The sequence below is a fragment of the Streptomyces sp. NPDC039423 genome, from assembly GCF_055598725.1.
Window position 1 is genome coordinate 93,355 of record NZ_JBVKAH010000010.1, and the last position, 15,117, is coordinate 108,471.

Sequence of the window (15,117 nt, forward strand, 5' to 3'; positions counted from 1 at the left end):
CCCCCTGCCTTTAGACTCCCTCCAGTGACAGGCCGAGTGGGAGGAAGCGTCGTCGTGAGCAGCAGGCCATCCCGAGGCGCTGCTCGCCTCGCAGCCATACTCGACGCGCTGCCGGACGGGCTCGTACTCGTCAATTGCAACGGCACGGTCGTCAACGCCAACACCATCGCCCTCGAGATGTTCGAGACGCCCGGTACGGCACTGGTCGGGCGCGGGCTGCTGGACCTCCTCCCCGCGTTCGACTCCCGGCTGATCCCCGGCTCGATGCGCCGCCCCGAGGCCGCCGACGCGCGGGGCCGAACCAAGCCGGCGCGGATGGTCGCGCGGCGCACCGACGGGAGCGAGTTCCCGGTCGAGGTGACCAGCGCGAGCCTGGAGGACGGACGCGAGGCGTACGACTCGTACGGCAGTGCCTATACGGGTGACGAGCTGCTGATGCTCGTGGTGCGGGACCTCTCCGGGACGATCGACACCGAGGCGGAGCTCGCCCGCTCCCAGCGGCAGACCGAGATGATCCTGCGCGCCGCCTCCGAGGGCGTCGTGGGCACAGACACCGACGGGCGGATCGTGCTGGTCAACCCGGCCGCCGCCCAGATACTGGGCTGGCGCGCCAGCGACCTGGGCGGCAAGGAACTCCACCCGCTGATGCTGCACTCGCGGGCGGACGGGGAGGCCTTCCCGTTCGAGGAGTCGCCGCTGGCCGACACCTTGCGGTCCGGGCGCAAGCACCGGGTGCGCGGGCAGGTGGTGTGGGCCAAGGACGGTTCGGCGGTGCCGGTCGACCTGACGACCGCGCCGGTACGGGACGGGGACCAGCTCGTCGGCGCGGTGATGACCTTCACCGACCGGCGCCCGTACGAGGAGCAGGAGACCCGGCACGCCGCCGAGGTGACCGGGCTGACCGAGCGGCACACGGCCGAGGTCGCCGACCTCACCGAGCAGCACGCCACCGAGATGGCCGATCTCAGCGAGCGGCTCTCCGTGGAGATCGAGCGGCACGAGGAGCGGTACGCGGCCCTCGCCGCGCGGCACGCCCAGCTCACCGCCGTACTGGGCGGGTCGTTGCGCGGGCCGCTGGAGGAGCTGCGCGGCGAGCTGGGCACGCTGGCCGCCGACCCGGCCGGCCAGCTCTGGCCCGAGGCCAACCAGGTGCTGCACCACCTGGCCGCCGGGTACGCCCGGATGACGACGCTCGTGGACAACGTGCTGGGCTACCAGCGGCTCGACGTCGGCGAGGAGCCGCTGCACAAGACGAAGGTGCTGCTCGACGCGGTGGTCGCCGCCGGTGTCGAGGGCGCGGTGGAGCTGATCGGCCCGGGGCGGGTGCAGTTCGCGGTGCACGCCCCGCCGATCGAGGCCGAGGTGGACGGGGTGCGGATCTCGACCGCGCTCGCCCATCTGATCGCGGACGTCGCCGGGGTCGACTCGACCGGCAAGGCGCGGCTGGTGCCGGGCGGCGGGTACGTCGACTCGACGATCGTCGTGGCGGCGGCGCAGCGCGGGGACGTCGTACGGATCGAGGTGCGCGGGCCGTTCACCGGGGGCGACCCGGTGCACGAGCCGATCGTGCGCGGAATCGTCCGGGCGCACGCGGGCGTGCTCCAGACGCACGAGGTGCCGGGGATGCCCGGCAGCGCCTACGTCCTGGAGGTGCCGCTCGGTGACGGTGCCGGGACGGTGAAGCCGGCGGACCCGGCCCCGGCCGCGGAAGTGGCGTTGGCGGAGCCGCGCGGCACGGGCGCGCCGGAGGCACCGGCCGGCCCCCAGGCGGCGGGTACGCCCGCGCCGGGCGTGCCGTCCGGGGCGGCCCCCTCCGGGGCCCCCGCGGTGGCCCCGCCGGTGGTGCCCGCGCAGACATCGGGCGACACCTCCGGAGGCGGTACGTCCGGGGGCGGTACGTCCGGGGGCGGTACATCCGGTGGCAGCACCTCGGGCGGTGGGCGGCGGCGGGCGCGGCGCGCCTCGACGGACGCCTTCCTGGAGCCGGGCGCGAGCCCCGTGCAGGCCGAGGACCCGGTGGCGGCCAGGCCGACCGGGCGGCGGCGCGGCCGGCCGAGCCCGGCGGAGGCCGGGGCCATGGCCCTGCCGGCCGGCGTCCCCGCCGAGGGCGCGGTGGTGACGGCCGCCGAGAGCGCGCAGGGCCGCCCCGCGCTGGGCGAGACGGTGCCCCCGCAGGGCGTGCCCGCGGACGCGGTGCCGGTACCGCCCGCCGGGCGGCGGGCACGGCGGGCCGGCGAGGGCGGCGCCATGCCGGCGCTCCCGGCGGCCGCGACGCCCGCCGGTGCTCCCGGCGCGGTACCCGCCCCGGCTCCCGCGGCCGCCGCCGGGGCCGCCGCTCCCGCCACCGACGAGCGGGCCGGGGAACCGGCCGGGGGCCGCCGGGCCCGCCGTGCGCTCGGGTCGGCACAGGACCGCACTCCGCCGGCCCCCGAGGGGGGCGCCCGTACCGCGTTCGCGCTCCCGCCCGCCGAGGCGGACCGGCGCCCCGAGGAGCGCGCCGGCGCACCGGCGCCCGACGGTCACCACGGCACGGCGGCCATCGAGCCGGACGCCGACCACACCCCGGCGCAGCCGCACCCGGTCCAGCCCCCGGCGCCCGCGCCCACGGGGCGTCGCCGGGCGGTCCCGGAGACCGCCACGGGCACCGGGACCGGCACCGGCACCGGGTCCGTACCCCTGCCGCCGGAGGTGCCTTCGGGTGCGCCGGCCGGTGACGAGGCCGCCAACGGGTCCACCCAGGGGCGGGCGTTCAGTGTGCGCACGCTGGGGCAGGGCGTGCCGTTCGCCCAGCAGGTCGCCCAGCAGCAGTCCTCCGGATCCGGGCGGCGCCGCAAGCTGGCCACGCCCCCGGCGGAGGAGCCGGTCGTCCCGCCGGCCACGGCCACGCCGGCCCCGGCGACCCCGGCCCCGACGGCACCCGCGCCCATGGCACCGGCCCCGGCGCCCGCCGCCCCGGCCGCCCAGCCGCAGGGGCGGGCGTACGAGATAGGGGCACCGGACGAGGACGCGGCCGAGGGCCCGGAGCCGCTGGACGGGCCGGGCGGTGCGGTCGAGGTGGCCAACGAGCCCGCCCCGCTGCCCGTGGACGACGAACTGCCCCCCGAACCGCTGGACAACCCGCGGCGCCTGCTGGTCTGGCCCGCGCCGGACGTCTCCACTCAGGAGGCGCTCAGCGAGCGGGGCTACCGGCCCGTGATCGTGCACTCCCGCGAGGAGGTGGACGCGCAGATCGCCGCGTTCCCGGCGGCGCTGTTCGTCGACCCGCTGACCGGGCCGATCACCCGCACGGCGCTCCAGTCGCTGCGTCAGGCGGCGGTGGCCGCCGAGGTGCCGGTGCTGCTGGCGGCGGGACTGGGCCAGGCGACGCGGGAGGCGGCGTACGGCGCCGATCCGGCCGTACTGCTCAAGGCCCTGGCGCCCCGGGACAGTGAACAGCACCCGTCGCGGGTCCTGCTGATCGAGGAGCAGGAGGAGATCGCGCTGGCCCTGACGGCGACGCTGGAGCGGCGCGGCATGCAGGTGGCACGGGCGGCCACGGACAGCGAGGCGGTCACGCTGGCCGCGCAGACCCGGCCCAACCTGGTGGTGATGGACCTGATGCAGGTGCGCCGCCGGCGGGCCGGGATCATCGACTGGCTGCGGGCGAACGGGCAGCTGAACCGTACGCCGCTGGTCGTCTACACCTCCGCGAGCCTCCAGCAGGCGGAGTTGCCGAAGCTGTCGTCGGGCGAGACGGTGCTGTTCCTGGCGGAGCGGTCGACGAGCGCCGAGGTGCAGTCGCGGATCGTGGACCTGCTGGCGAAGATCGGTACGAACTGACGCGGGAGGGGCGCCCCGGAAAGGGCGCCCCTCGTCGCTCGTGCGTACCGTGTGACGTCGTCAAAGCTCCGTCACGCCGTCAGAGCTCCGTGACGTCCAGCTCGCCGTTGGCGTACTGCTTGCGGATCACCTTCTTGTCGAACTTGCCCACGCTGGTCTTCGGCACCGCCGGGACGATCGCCCAGCGCTCCGGGAGCTGCCACTTGGCGATGGACTCGGCGAGGAAGGCGCGCAGCGTCCCGTAGTCGGCGGTGGCGCCCTCGGTGAGGACCACCGTCGCCAGCGGCCGTTCGCCCCACTTGTCGTCGGGGACGGCGACGACCGCCGCCTCGGCCACCTCCGGGTGGGCCATCAGGGCGTTCTCCAGCTCCACGGAGGAGATCCACTCGCCGCCCGACTTGATGACGTCCTTGGCCCGGTCGGTGAGGGTGAGGTAGCCGTCCGGGCTGATCACGCCGACGTCGCCGGTCTTCAGCCAGCCGTCCTCGGTGAACTTGTCCCCGGGCCGGAGGGGTTCGCCGGCCGCGCCGCCGTAGTACGCGCCGGCGATCCACGGGCCGCGGACCTCCAGCTCGCCCGCCGACTCGCCGTCCCAGGGCAGGAAGTCGCCACCGGGCCCGGCGAGACGGGCCTCGACGCCGGCCGGGAAGCGGCCCTGGGTGATGCGGTACGGCCACTCCTCCTCGGCCGAGAGGCCGGCGGGCGGGTTGGACATGGTGCCGAGCGGGGACGTCTCCGTCATGCCCCAGGCGTGGCAGAGGCGTACGCCGAGCTTGTCGTAGGCCTCCATGAGGGAGGGCGGACAGGCGGCGCCGCCGATGGTGACGGTGGCCATCGAGGAGAGGTCGCGGGGGTGGGCGGTGACCTCGGCGAGCAGACCCTGCCAGATGGTGGGGACGGCCGCCGCGTGGGTGGGCCTCTCGCGCTCGATCATCTCGGCGAGCGGGGCGGGCTGGAGGAAGCGGTCGGGCATCAGCATGTTGACGCCGGTCATGAACGTGGCGTGGGGCAGGCCCCAGGCGTTCACGTGGAACTGGGGGACGACCACCAGGGTGGTGTCCTTGTCGGTCAGGCCCATCGACTCGGCCATGTTCACCTGCATGGAGTGCAGGTAGATGGAGCGGTGGGAGTAGACGACGCCCTTGGGGTCGCCGGTGGTGCCGGAGGTGTAGCACATGGCGGCGGCCGCGCGCTCGTCCAGCTCGGGCCAGTCGAAGGTGGCCGGGTGGCGGGCGATGAGCTCCTCGTACTCGTGGACGGTGGCCGCCGCGTCGTCCAGGAGGGACCGGTCGCCGGGGCCGGAGACCACGATGTGCTCGATCGTCGGCAGGTGCGGGAGCAGCGGGGCGAGGAGGGGGAGGAGGCTGCCGTTGACGAGGACGACCCGGTCGGCGGCGTGGTTGACGATCCAGACGAGCTGCTCGGCGGGCAGGCGGAGGTTCAGGGTGTGCAGGACCGCGCCCATGGACGGGATGGCCAGGTAGGCCTCCACGTGCTCGGCGTTGTTCCACATCAGGGTGGCGACCCGTTCGTCGCCGGTGACGCCCAGTTCGTCGCGGAGCGCTCCGGCGAGCCGGGTGGCCCGGGCCCCGGTCTCGGCGAAGGTGCGGCGGTGCGGTTCGGGCTCGCCCGTCCAGGTGGTGATCACGGACCGCCCGTGGATCGTCATCCCGTGGCGGAGGATGCGGGTCACAGTCAGCGGTACGTCCTGCATGGTGCTCAGCACGGCGTCCTCCCGTTGGGCGCGTGGCATCGAAGGTGTGCAGATTCTGCGCACATACCACGCGGTATGTCACTACCCGGGAGTACATCCGCCTCGGTCGATCACCGGACGGGGGCGAGCTCGGGGTCCTCACGGAGCTTGCCGAGCGCCCGTGAGACGGCGCTCTTGACCGTGCCGACGGACACCCCGAGGAGCTCCGCCGTCTGGGCCTCGCTGAGGTCCTCGTAGTACCGGAGCACGACCATGGCCCGCTGGCGGTCGGGCAGCCGCGTCACCGCCCGCCACATCGCGTCGCGCAGCGCCTGCTGCTCCGCCGGGTCGGGCCCGGCCGGCCCGAGCGGCTCGGGCGGCTCGTCGCACGCGAACTCGTCGACCTTGCGCTTGCGCCACTGCGAGGTACGGGTGTTCAGCAGCGCCCGGCGTACGTAGCCGTCGAGCGCCCGGTGGTCCTCGATGCGCCCCCAGGCGACGTACGTCTTGGCGAGGGCGGTCTGCAACAGGTCCTCGGCGTCGCACGGGTTGGCCGTCAGCGACCGGGCCGTACGCAGCAGCACGGGCCCCCGGGCCCGTACGTACGACGAGAACGACGGGTAGGAGGCGTGTCCGGTGGCGGCGGTGGAGGCCCCGGTGCAGACGGTGCCGGCGGTCGCGGTCATGGGAACCACGCTATGAGCGGGTACCGCCCCGGGGGATCGCCCAGAGGTGCCGACCGGGGGTCCGCCTCAGGTTGTAGGGCGGTGGGCCGCCGCACCTCCTGGAGGTGGAGGCGCGGCCCGCCGGCTCAGGGTCGGCCGGCCCGGCGCCGACCGTCGGTTCACCGCCGGGCGGCAGGGCGCGGGCGGGACCGGGGCACGACGACGGCCCGCGCGCCGGTACCGGAGCACCGCCGCGCGGGCCGTCGCCCACCTCGTCCCCTTGTCCCCCGGGCCGGTCCTACCAGACGGTGAAGCCCACCGCCGGGACGGCGGGAGCGGTACGGATGCCTGTCATGTGTCCTCCCTCGACCAGGCGCCGACTGCGGCCTGTTCTCGACGTCGTGGCCCAAGAACTGCCCACCGGATCCCCGGCGAACCCGCCCGGAAGGGATCTTTCCCCCGCAAGCGTGAGGAGAGGCCGGTAAACGTCCGGCGGTATCGGCGCACGGGCGACGCCACGGGACACCCTCTGGCCAGACTCGAACAGACGTACGAAAATGAGTGCATGGCCGCTCCCTACCGGCGCACCGCCACCCTAGCCCTGGCCCACGCGCTGTCCGCCGCCGAGCGCGGACTGCCCGTCTTCCCGCTGTCCCCCCACAAGCTCCCGGCCCTGCCGTCCCCGCACCGCGGCGCCCCCGCATCCACGCCCGCGCCCGCCCCCGCCTCCGTGCCCGCCTCCGCACCGGCCCCCTGCCGCGGCGAGTGCGGCCGGCCCGGGCACGGTGTGCACGACGCGACCACCGACCCCGCGGCCGTCCGCGCCCTGTTCGCCCTCGCACCCTGGGCCACCGGCTACGGCATCGCCTGCGGGTGCCCGCCCCACCACCTGATCGGCGTCGACCTCGACACCGAGCCGGCCGTCCTCGGGCGTCTCGCCCGGGCGCACGGCTTCACCGTCCCGGAGACCGTCACGGTCCTCACCCCGAGCGGCGGCCGCCACCTCTGGCTGACCGCCCCGCCCGGCGTCACGGTGCCGAACTCGGCCGGCCGCCTCGCCCCCGGCATCGACATCCGCGGCCACGGCGGCTACCTGGCCGGCCCCGGTTCGGTCACCGCGCGCGGCGCCTACCGCCTGGTCCCCGGCACGGCGGCGCTCGGCCCGGCCCCCTGCCCTCCGGCCCTCCTCCGCCTCCTGACGCCCCCGCCCCGGTCACCGTCACCGCCCCGGTCACCCTCACCGCCGCCGGCCCGCGCCCGGCGCCCGGGGGCGTCGCGCGGCGAGGCCCTGGTGCACTTCGTGGCGACCGCGCGCGAGGGCGAACGCAACGCCCGGCTGTTCTGGGCGGCTTGCCGGGCGTACGAGGACGGCATCGGCGACGCCCTCGCGGACGTCCTCACCGATGCCGCCGCGCACACGGGGCTCAGCGCCCGGGAGGCGCGCGCCACCATCGCCTCGGCGGCCCGCCTCACGGCGCCGCGAGGAGCAGATGGACCGCGAGCGCGATGATCAGCGCGCTGGAGGCGAGGGCGGTGACGAGCCGGCCCCGGCTGCCGGTCAGCGCCCGGCCGAGCAGGGCTCCGCCACCGGCCAGCAGCACCTGCCAGCTCGCGGACGCCAGGAAGGCGGCGAGCACGAACACGCTCTGTTCGAGCGGTTCCGGGGAGCCGGTGGCGCGGCTGCCGAGCACCAGGGCGGCGAAGTAGATCACGGTCATGGGGTTGAGCAGCGTGATCCCGAGGAGCGCCAGGTAGGCCCGCCACGGGCCGACCGGCGCCTCGTCCTCCCGCGCCGCCGTCCGCCGGCCGCGGTACTGCCCGAGCGCGACGGCGCCGCTCCGTACCGCCAGCACCACGAGCACCACGGCCGACGCCCACCGGAGGGGCACGACGACCGGTGCGACGAGTGGCGCCAGTGCCGACCCGCCGCCCGTGGCGACCAGCGCGTACAGCCCGTCGGCGGTCGCCACCCCGAGCGCGGCGGCGACCCCGACCCGCAACGAGGTCCGCGCGGTGAGTGCCACCAGATAAGCCCCGACGGCCCCCACCGGTACGGCGATCCCGTACCCGGCGAGCGCCCCCGCGACCAGGGCCCCGATCACGCGCGCACGGAAGCCGGCTCCCGCCAGGGCCCGCGCCGCTGCTGCTGCTCGCGCACCGGTCGGTCGGTGGAGGGCGGCGGCAGGAGACGCGTCAGGGAAGTCATGCCCCCGATGCTGAGGCCGCCCGGCCCGCCCGGGCAACGCATTTACGCCACGCGGTACGGCGACACCCGGCCCCCTCTTTCCGCTCCGGAAAATCTCCACTTGCCATGTTGGAAACCAACCCCTAGTGTTTCCAACATGGAAACCAACGGGGATGTCGTCCGACCGACCGCCGAGCAGGCCCTTGCCGCCCTGGCCGAAACCGAGCGCGTCAGCGCGAGCACCGCGGCCGTGTCCGCCACACCGTGGCCGCGCTGGTTCGTCGCCGTGCTCACGCTGTACGTGGCCGCGATACCACCGGTCTACGGGGGCACGCTGGCCGACCACGACTGGCTGCTGTCGCGGTCCGTCTGGAGCATCGTCATGACGGTGATGACGGCGGTGTTCCTGGCGCTGTTCGCCGTCGCGGCCTCCGCCTGGCGCCGCCGGACCGGCGTGGCGCTCCGCTTCGACGTCCTGCCCAAGCGAGCCACCGTGCCGCTGGTGGCCGGCCTGCCCGTCGTCCTCATCGGCTCGGCCTTCGTCTTCCGCGCGACCCACCAGCCGCTGTGGCTCCTCGCTGCGTCCGTCATCGGCGCGACGGTGTCGGTCGCCTTCCACCTCGTCTTCGTCCGCCTGCACCGGAAGGCCTCATGAGCGACGCCACCGCCGACCCCATGGACGGCTTCGACGCCACCATCCACGCCCCCAACCGCCTGCGCATCTGCGCGCTCCTGGACACCGCCGGCGAGGCCGAGTTCGCCACCGTGCAGGGCCGGCTCGGCGTCTCCGCCTCCGTCCTCAGCAAGCACGTCACGGTGCTGGTCGACGCCGGGTACGTCGAGCAGCGCAAGGCCGTGCGCGACACCCGCCAACGCGTCTGGCTCCGCCTCACCCGCCCCGGCCGCGACGCCTACCACGCCCACCTCGCCGCCCTCCGCGCCATCGTCGACCCCTGACCCGACGGCACGGCCGACCGCGGACCGACCCCGACCGGCCGGACACCGAAAGCCGAAAGCCGCAACGCCGAAGGGGCGCCCCTCGTGAGGGGCGCCCCTTCCTGGCCGGTACGCGGTCCGGCGTGCTGCGGTGGGTGTGGGATTTGAACCCACGGTGACTCGCGCCACGACGGTTTTCAAGACCGTTCCCTTAGGCCGCTCGGGCAACCCACCCTCGCCCCGCGGCACCTGCCGCGGAGCGGGCTACAGCCTACCGGTTGGGGGTGGGTGACGGGCCGGTCAGGGAGGGGACTCGGCCCAGACGGCGGGGCCGCCGCCCTGCCAGTGGATCAGACCGCTGGTGGCCACGTCGTCCGCGCCCAGCTCCAGGCCCACGGCACCGAGCAGGTCGACCAGGTCGGCGACGCTGTGGGCGAGGCCGAGGGGGCGGCCTTCGGCGTGGACGCTGCGGCCGCCGGTGGGGTTCGGCGGGGAGACGGTCACGGGCGGCGGCTGTGCGGTCATGCACTCACTGTGGCCCGGGGCCCGGCTCCCGGCACGCCGGGGGCCGGAAGCGGGTGACGGGCGCGGGCCCGGGCTCCGGATCCGGAGCCGGCTCCGGCCCGGCTCCGGCCCGGCTCCGGCGCGGGGCCGAGACGTCGCGGCCCCGGGGGTTCGTCAGCCGTCGCCCTTGCGCTGCCCGAGGGTGACGTCGACCGTCGCCGTCCTGCCGCCGCGCTCGTAGGTCAGGGTGACCTTGTCGCCGGGCTTGTGGGTCCAGATCTCGCTGATCAGCGTCGGGCCGCTGTCGATCGTGCGGTTGCCGAACTTGATGATCACGTCACCCGGCTTGAGGCCCGCCTTCGCCGCGGGGCCGTCCGGCACGACCGCCGGGGTGCCGCCCTCGCCCTGGGCGGCGATACGGGCGCCCTCGCCCTCCTCGGCCATGTTCACCGTCGCGCCGATCACCGGGTAGACCGGCTTGCCCGTCTTGATGAGCTGGTCGGCGACGCTCTTGGCCTGGTTGACCGGGATGGCGAAGCCCAGGCCGATGGAGCCCGCCTGGGACTGGCCGAGACCGCCGCTCCCGGCCGACTGGATCGCGGAGTTGATGCCGATCACCGCGCCGCGCGCGTCCAGGAGCGGGCCGCCGGAGTTGCCCGGGTTGATCGAGGCGTCCGTCTGGAGGGCGCTCATGTACGAGTTGCGGCCGGCGCCGCTGCCGTCGCCGGACGCGACCGGGCGGTTCTTGGCGCTGATGATGCCGGTGGTGACGGTGTTGGAGAGCCCGAACGGGGCGCCGATCGCGATCGTCGAGTCGCCGACGGCCACCTTGTCGGAGTTGCCCAGCGCGAGCGGGGCGAGCCCCGAGGGGGCGTTCTTGAGCTTCAGCACGGCGACGTCGTAGCCCTCGGCGCGGCCGACGACCTCGGCGTCGTACTTCTTGCCGTTGGAGAACGTCGCGGAGAGGGTGCCGCCCTCCGCCGCGGAGGCGACCACATGGTTGTTGGTGAGGATGTGGCCCTCCTCGTCGTACACGAACCCGGTGCCGGTGCCGCCCTCACCTGCGGAGCCGCCCGACTTGGCCTCGATGGTGACGACGCTCGGCAGGGCCTTGTTCGCCACCGCGGCGACCGTGCCCGGTTCCCGCTTGAAGTCGGCCGGGGCCTCGCCCGCGGCGACGGTCGTCGAGCTGCCGGCGCCGTCGCCCCGCTCGGCCGCCCAGTAGCCGATGCCTCCGCCGATGCCGCCCGCGACGAGGGCGGCGGCCAGGACGGCGGCGACCAGCCCGCCGCCGGAACGTTTGCGCGGCGGCTCGGCGGCCGGCGGCAGAGGCGCGTCCCAAACCGGAGGAGGCGGCGGGGCCGCCCAGCCCGCACCGGCCGGCGGGACCGGGGACGGCCCGGGTGCCGGGGCGTGCCCGGGTGCCGGGGCGTGCGCGGGTGCCGGGGCGTGCGCAGGTGCCGGGGCGTGCCCGGGAGCCGGCGGAGGCGTGCGGGGCGGTTCCGGCGCCGCTGCCGGCGTCTCGCGGGTGCTCTCCGCCGGCGCGGACGACGAGGGCGGCACCGGAGGTGTGGACGGGGCGGAGGGAACGGACGGGTCCGCGTTTCCCTCGTTCTCAGTGCTCACGGCTCGGTCTCCTCTGGGTTCCACGTCGTCGGGGGTCACACGTGTCTGCGGACAGCCTTTCCCACAGCCCGTCAGGCCACTGTAAGCCGGAGCTGTGCATCTTCGGGTCATCCTTTATTCACGACAAATCGGATGCCTGTCGAAGAGGGCCGAACAGCGGTGGCACCATGACGCGGTGACCCACGCACGGCAGCACACGATCCAGGTCGTCGCCCACCGGGGCGCCTCCGAGGACGCGCCCGAGCACACCCTGGCCGCGTACATGAAGGCGATCGAGGACGGCGCCGACGCCCTCGAATGCGACGTACGCCTCACCGCCGACGGCCACCTGGTCTGCGTCCACGACCGCCGCGTCAACCGCACCTCCAACGGCCGGGGCGCCGTCTCCACCCTGGAGCTGGCCGATCTGGCCGCGCTGGACTTCGGCGCCTGGAAGGACCCGAACGAGAGCCCGGACTGGGGCGACCCCGAGTACACCTCCGTCCTGACCCTGGAACGGCTGCTCGCGCTCGTGGCCGACGCCGGACGGCGCATCGAGCTGGCGATCGAGACCAAGCACCCCACCCGCTGGGCCGGCCAGGTCGAGGCGCGGCTGGTGGAGCTGCTGGAGCGGTACGGGCTGGCCCGGCCGCGGACCGGGACCACCACGCCGGTACGGGTCATGAGCTTCTCCGCCCGCTCCCTGCACCGGGTGACCGCGGCGGCGCCCGCCGTCCCGACCGTGTACCTGATGCAGTTCGTCACCCCGCGGGTGCGGGACGGCCGGCTGCCCGCCGGGTCGCGGATCGCCGGCCCCTCCATCCGGATCGTCCGCAACAACCCCGGCTACATCGCCCGGCTCCACCGGGCCGGGCACCGCGTCCACGTCTGGACGGTCAACGAGCCGGAGGACGTGGAGCTGTGCGCCCGGCTCGGTGTGGACGCGATCATCACCAACCGCCCCAAACAGGTCCTGTCCCAACTGGGCCGCCTGTAACTCCCGTTACCCGGAGTGCTCCGGCGCGTCCGCTCCGTGTCCGCCCGTACCGCGTGCGTCACCACACACCGGTCGGCCGGTTTCCGGTCCAGTCCATTGGGGCATTCACACCGTGGCGTGGGGCGAAGGAGGTCTCGGGGGTGGCGTTGGTGGTGGCACAGCAGGTGCCCACGTCGTCGAGCATGGCCGTACCCCATGGCCCTGCGGGCGTGGGTGAGGCGAGGCACCGCATGCGGGAGCAGCTCCGCAGCGGCGGTGTGGCCGACACGGTCGTCGACGATGCCGTACTGGTCCTGTCCGAACTGCTCAGCAATTCCTGCCGGCACGGCAGACCGCTGGGCCACGGGGTGGAGGTCGGTGACGGCGACGTCCGCGCCGCCTGGCGCGTCGACGAACGCGGCGCGCTGACCGTCGAGGTGACGGACGGCGGTGGTCCGACCCGACCGGTTCCGTCGACGCCCTCGGTGACCGCGCGCGGCGGCCGGGGGCTCAACATCATCAGCGCGCTGGCGCAGGACTGGGGCGTACGGGACGGCGCGGCCGGCGAGGTGACCGTGTGGGTGGTCCTCACGGGGGGCCACCGGCGCGACGACTTCGCTACGCGCGTCACCGCTCCGGGCTTCGACTTCCTGGACGTGTACGGGGTGTACGACGCCTGCGAGGACGCCGACTGACCCCGGGCGCCGGGGAGTCGGGGGACGGCGGGCCCCGCGCGGTCGTTCCCGGTGCGCGCCCCGGCGGGGGCCGCGCGATGACGGGGAGCGCGCCGCCGGGCGGCTAGGCTCGCGGCCGGTACAGCAGTGCCGCACCGCCGTCACGGGAGAAGTCAGAACCATGGGCAAGAAGCGTCCCCAGACCAAGGCCGGGAAGCAGCGAGCGACCGATGTGGAGATCCCGGTCGTCGGGGCCCGCGAACCCTGCCCCTGCGGCTCGGGCCGCCGCTACAAGGCCTGTCACGGGCGGGCGGCCGCGCACGCGGTGACCGAGCTGGTCCAGCGCCCCTTCGAGGGCCTGCCCGGCGAGTGCGACTGGGTCGCCCTGCGCGAGCTGGTGCCCGCCGCGACCGCGCCGCTGCACCTCAAGGGCGGCCTGCCCGAGGGTGTGCCCTCCGTGACGCTCGCGACCGTGCTGCCCATGGCGTGGCCGGCGCTGCGCCGCGACGACGGCTCCGTCCTGCTCGCGCTGCAGAACGACACCTCCTCCGGCGACCTGAGCCGCGACCTGGCCGACACGCTCCAGCGGGCGCTGGACGCCCGGCCGGGCACGCCGGTCACCGCCGACCGCGTACCGGCGGACGGGCCGCGCCTCCAGGACCTGCTGGACGCGGACGCCGCCTTCGAGCCGGTGGTCCACGCGGGCTTCGAGTTCTGGGTGCCGGACTCGGAGCAGAGCGCCTCGCCGGAGGTGGCCGCCTCCCTGGAGCGGGCCAACGCCGCCGCGATCCCGACCGTCAAGCTGTCCGGCGTGGACGCCGCCTACTGGTGCGAGACGCCCGAGAAGAACCACCTGCGCTGGGTCATGCCGCACGCCGAGGAGCGGCTGCTGGACGCGCTGGCCCGGCTGCACGCCGCCGGCACGTCCTCGCTCGGCGAGGGCACCCGGCTCGTCGGGTCGTTCCGGGCACACGGGCTGGTGGTCCCGGTGTGGGACCTGCCGACGGGCATGGGCGCCAAGGAGTGCGAGCGGCCGGCCGCCGAATTCGCCGAGCGGCTCGCGGGCGCGCTCGCCGTCGACGCGCCGCTGACGGCGGAGGAGCGGCGGGCGCGCGGTGGTCTCACCAACCGCCAGGTGACGCTGAGCTGATCTTCGCGAGGACCCGACATCCCGACCGGTCGGTGACTTCCGCCACAACGAACCCGTACTGAGGCGTAAATCGCTGTCCGAATAACTGAGATCGAATTTGCGAACAGCCGATCTCTTGTTACGGTGCTTGAAGCCCGGTCGCTGGTGCATCCCCCGTCGCCAGCGACCGGGCCCTTCAATTTCTTCGGAATACGATCTTCCGGATCTGGCCTCAACTGGCCGCCGGGCCGGGTGAGTTGCTCCCCGACCGCAGCAGCAGCGCGCTTTCCCCGCTCTCCGCGAACTCCGCCACCGCCGTGTATTCGGCGGAAGTCCCGCGCGAGCGCTCCCTGGGTGTCTCGCATACGCCCGGCTCGTCCTCCGCCGGTACGTCGCATTGCGCTTGTACGGTGCGCCCGCCGGGGCCCATGAAGGTGAGGACGGCCCCCAGCTCCCCGCCCGTCACATTGCGGTAGTAGGTCCGCGCCCAGATGTCGCGCCCCTCGGTCAGTACGCACGTCTGCGCCTCGACCCCGTCCGGCGAGGCGACCTCCGGACCGCATTCCGCGGCACGCGCCCCCGGCCCCGGCGCGGACGGATCGGCCGCTGACGGCCCGGACGGGGCGGGGACGGGCGCGGAGGGGACGGCCGCGGCGGTGGCGCCGGACGGGGCACGCGTTCCGGCCAGAAGTGCCGGCGCCACTCCCCCTCCACCGTCCGGCGCGGGGGTGCCGGGGCCGGACGCCGGTCCGGCGGAGGCGGCCAGCGGCAGCAGCGCGGTCAGCACCACGGCGGCCCCGAGCCCGGTCACGCGGAGATTCATGGGGACCTGCCCAACTGCCCGGGATCGCTGACGGTGAGGCGACGATAGCGACGGAACGCCGTCGTCCAGGGGTCCGTGCCCCCGAATCCCGTACAACTCGGCCCCGCT

At 74.9% G+C, this 15,117-nt stretch carries 13 protein-coding genes and 1 tRNA gene; 7 read left to right on the top strand and 7 right to left on the bottom strand.

Annotated elements, in window-relative coordinates:
• Nucleotides 1–54: 54 nt before the first annotated feature.
• Complete coding sequence (locus tag ACZ7LK_RS27430) at nt 55–3,819, top strand: hybrid sensor histidine kinase/response regulator (RefSeq protein ID WP_471143914.1); 3,765 nt, start codon at nt 55–57, stop codon at nt 3,817–3,819.
• Nucleotides 3,820–3,898: 79 nt separating this feature from the next.
• On the opposite strand, the gene ACZ7LK_RS27435 is transcribed toward ACZ7LK_RS27430, so the two are convergent.
• Both ACZ7LK_RS27435 and ACZ7LK_RS27440 read right to left on the bottom strand, forming a co-directional pair.
• Entirely contained in the window at nt 3,899–5,545 is a 1,647-nt protein-coding gene (locus tag ACZ7LK_RS27435; protein ID WP_469463547.1) for a long-chain fatty acid--CoA ligase, read from the bottom strand.
• Between the two features lie 98 nt (nt 5,546–5,643).
• The gene (locus ACZ7LK_RS27440; protein WP_392276805.1) at nt 5,644–6,198 is read right to left on the bottom strand and encodes a SigE family RNA polymerase sigma factor; all 555 of its coding nucleotides are present in this window, start codon (nt 6,196–6,198) and stop codon (nt 5,644–5,646) included.
• Between the two features lie 544 nt (nt 6,199–6,742).
• On the opposite strand from ACZ7LK_RS27440, the gene ACZ7LK_RS27445 reads away from it, so the two are divergent.
• On the top strand, nt 6,743–7,687 hold the full coding sequence (locus ACZ7LK_RS27445) for a bifunctional DNA primase/polymerase (RefSeq protein WP_471143916.1): 945 nt from the start codon (nt 6,743–6,745) through the stop codon (nt 7,685–7,687).
• On the opposite strand, the gene ACZ7LK_RS27450 is transcribed toward ACZ7LK_RS27445, so the two are convergent.
• A complete protein-coding gene (locus tag ACZ7LK_RS27450) occupies nt 7,647–8,279 on the bottom strand; it encodes a LysE family transporter (RefSeq protein WP_392276803.1) in 633 nt (210 codons plus the stop codon). The genes ACZ7LK_RS27445 and ACZ7LK_RS27450 overlap by 41 nt on opposite strands.
• Before the next feature lie 240 nt (nt 8,280–8,519).
• Here ACZ7LK_RS27450 and ACZ7LK_RS27455 point away from each other — a divergent pair, with 240 nt between their 5' ends.
• Both ACZ7LK_RS27455 and ACZ7LK_RS27460 read left to right on the top strand, forming a co-directional pair.
• On the top strand, nt 8,520–9,017 hold the full coding sequence (locus ACZ7LK_RS27455) for a hypothetical protein (protein WP_392276802.1): 498 nt from the start codon (nt 8,520–8,522) through the stop codon (nt 9,015–9,017).
• Nucleotides 9,014–9,319, top strand: a complete 306-nt coding sequence (locus tag ACZ7LK_RS27460) for a transcriptional regulator (protein WP_392276801.1) — start codon at nt 9,014–9,016, stop codon at nt 9,317–9,319. Before ACZ7LK_RS27455 ends, ACZ7LK_RS27460 begins: the two co-directional genes overlap by 4 nt.
• 128 nt (nt 9,320–9,447) lie before the next feature.
• Here the strand turns inward: ACZ7LK_RS27460 and ACZ7LK_RS27465 are convergent.
• The 3 genes from ACZ7LK_RS27465 to ACZ7LK_RS27475 all read right to left on the bottom strand — a co-directional run bounded on the left by ACZ7LK_RS27465 (nt 9,448) and on the right by ACZ7LK_RS27475 (nt 11,428).
• Nucleotides 9,448–9,532 (bottom strand) — tRNA-Ser (locus ACZ7LK_RS27465).
• Nucleotides 9,533–9,598: 66 nt separating this feature from the next.
• The gene (locus tag ACZ7LK_RS27470; RefSeq protein ID WP_392276799.1) at nt 9,599–9,823 is read right to left on the bottom strand and encodes a hypothetical protein; all 225 of its coding nucleotides are present in this window, start codon (nt 9,821–9,823) and stop codon (nt 9,599–9,601) included.
• A 153-nt stretch (nt 9,824–9,976) separates the two neighbouring features.
• Nucleotides 9,977–11,428 carry a S1C family serine protease gene (locus tag ACZ7LK_RS27475; protein ID WP_469463538.1) on the bottom strand — a complete coding sequence of 484 codons (1,452 nt, stop codon included), beginning with the start codon at nt 11,426–11,428 and terminating at the stop codon, nt 9,977–9,979.
• 175 nt (nt 11,429–11,603) lie between these two features.
• Between ACZ7LK_RS27475 and ACZ7LK_RS27480 the strand changes: the two genes are divergently transcribed.
• The 3 genes from ACZ7LK_RS27480 (at nt 11,604) to ACZ7LK_RS27490 (ending at nt 14,207) form a co-directional block, all read left to right on the top strand.
• Nucleotides 11,604–12,404, top strand: coding sequence for a glycerophosphodiester phosphodiesterase (locus tag ACZ7LK_RS27480; protein ID WP_392276797.1), 801 nt, complete (start codon nt 11,604–11,606; stop codon nt 12,402–12,404).
• A 53-nt stretch (nt 12,405–12,457) separates the two neighbouring features.
• Complete coding sequence (locus tag ACZ7LK_RS27485) at nt 12,458–13,078, top strand: ATP-binding protein (RefSeq protein ID WP_471143919.1); 621 nt, start codon at nt 12,458–12,460, stop codon at nt 13,076–13,078.
• Nucleotides 13,079–13,238: 160 nt separating this feature from the next.
• Complete coding sequence (locus tag ACZ7LK_RS27490) at nt 13,239–14,207, top strand: DUF5926 family protein (RefSeq protein WP_392276795.1); 969 nt, start codon at nt 13,239–13,241, stop codon at nt 14,205–14,207.
• Nucleotides 14,208–14,418: 211 nt separating this feature from the next.
• Here ACZ7LK_RS27490 and ACZ7LK_RS27495 read toward each other — a convergent pair whose 3' ends face one another.
• The gene (locus ACZ7LK_RS27495) at nt 14,419–15,009 is read right to left on the bottom strand and encodes a hypothetical protein (protein WP_471143921.1); all 591 of its coding nucleotides are present in this window, start codon (nt 15,007–15,009) and stop codon (nt 14,419–14,421) included.
• Nucleotides 15,010–15,117: the final 108 nt, after the last annotated feature.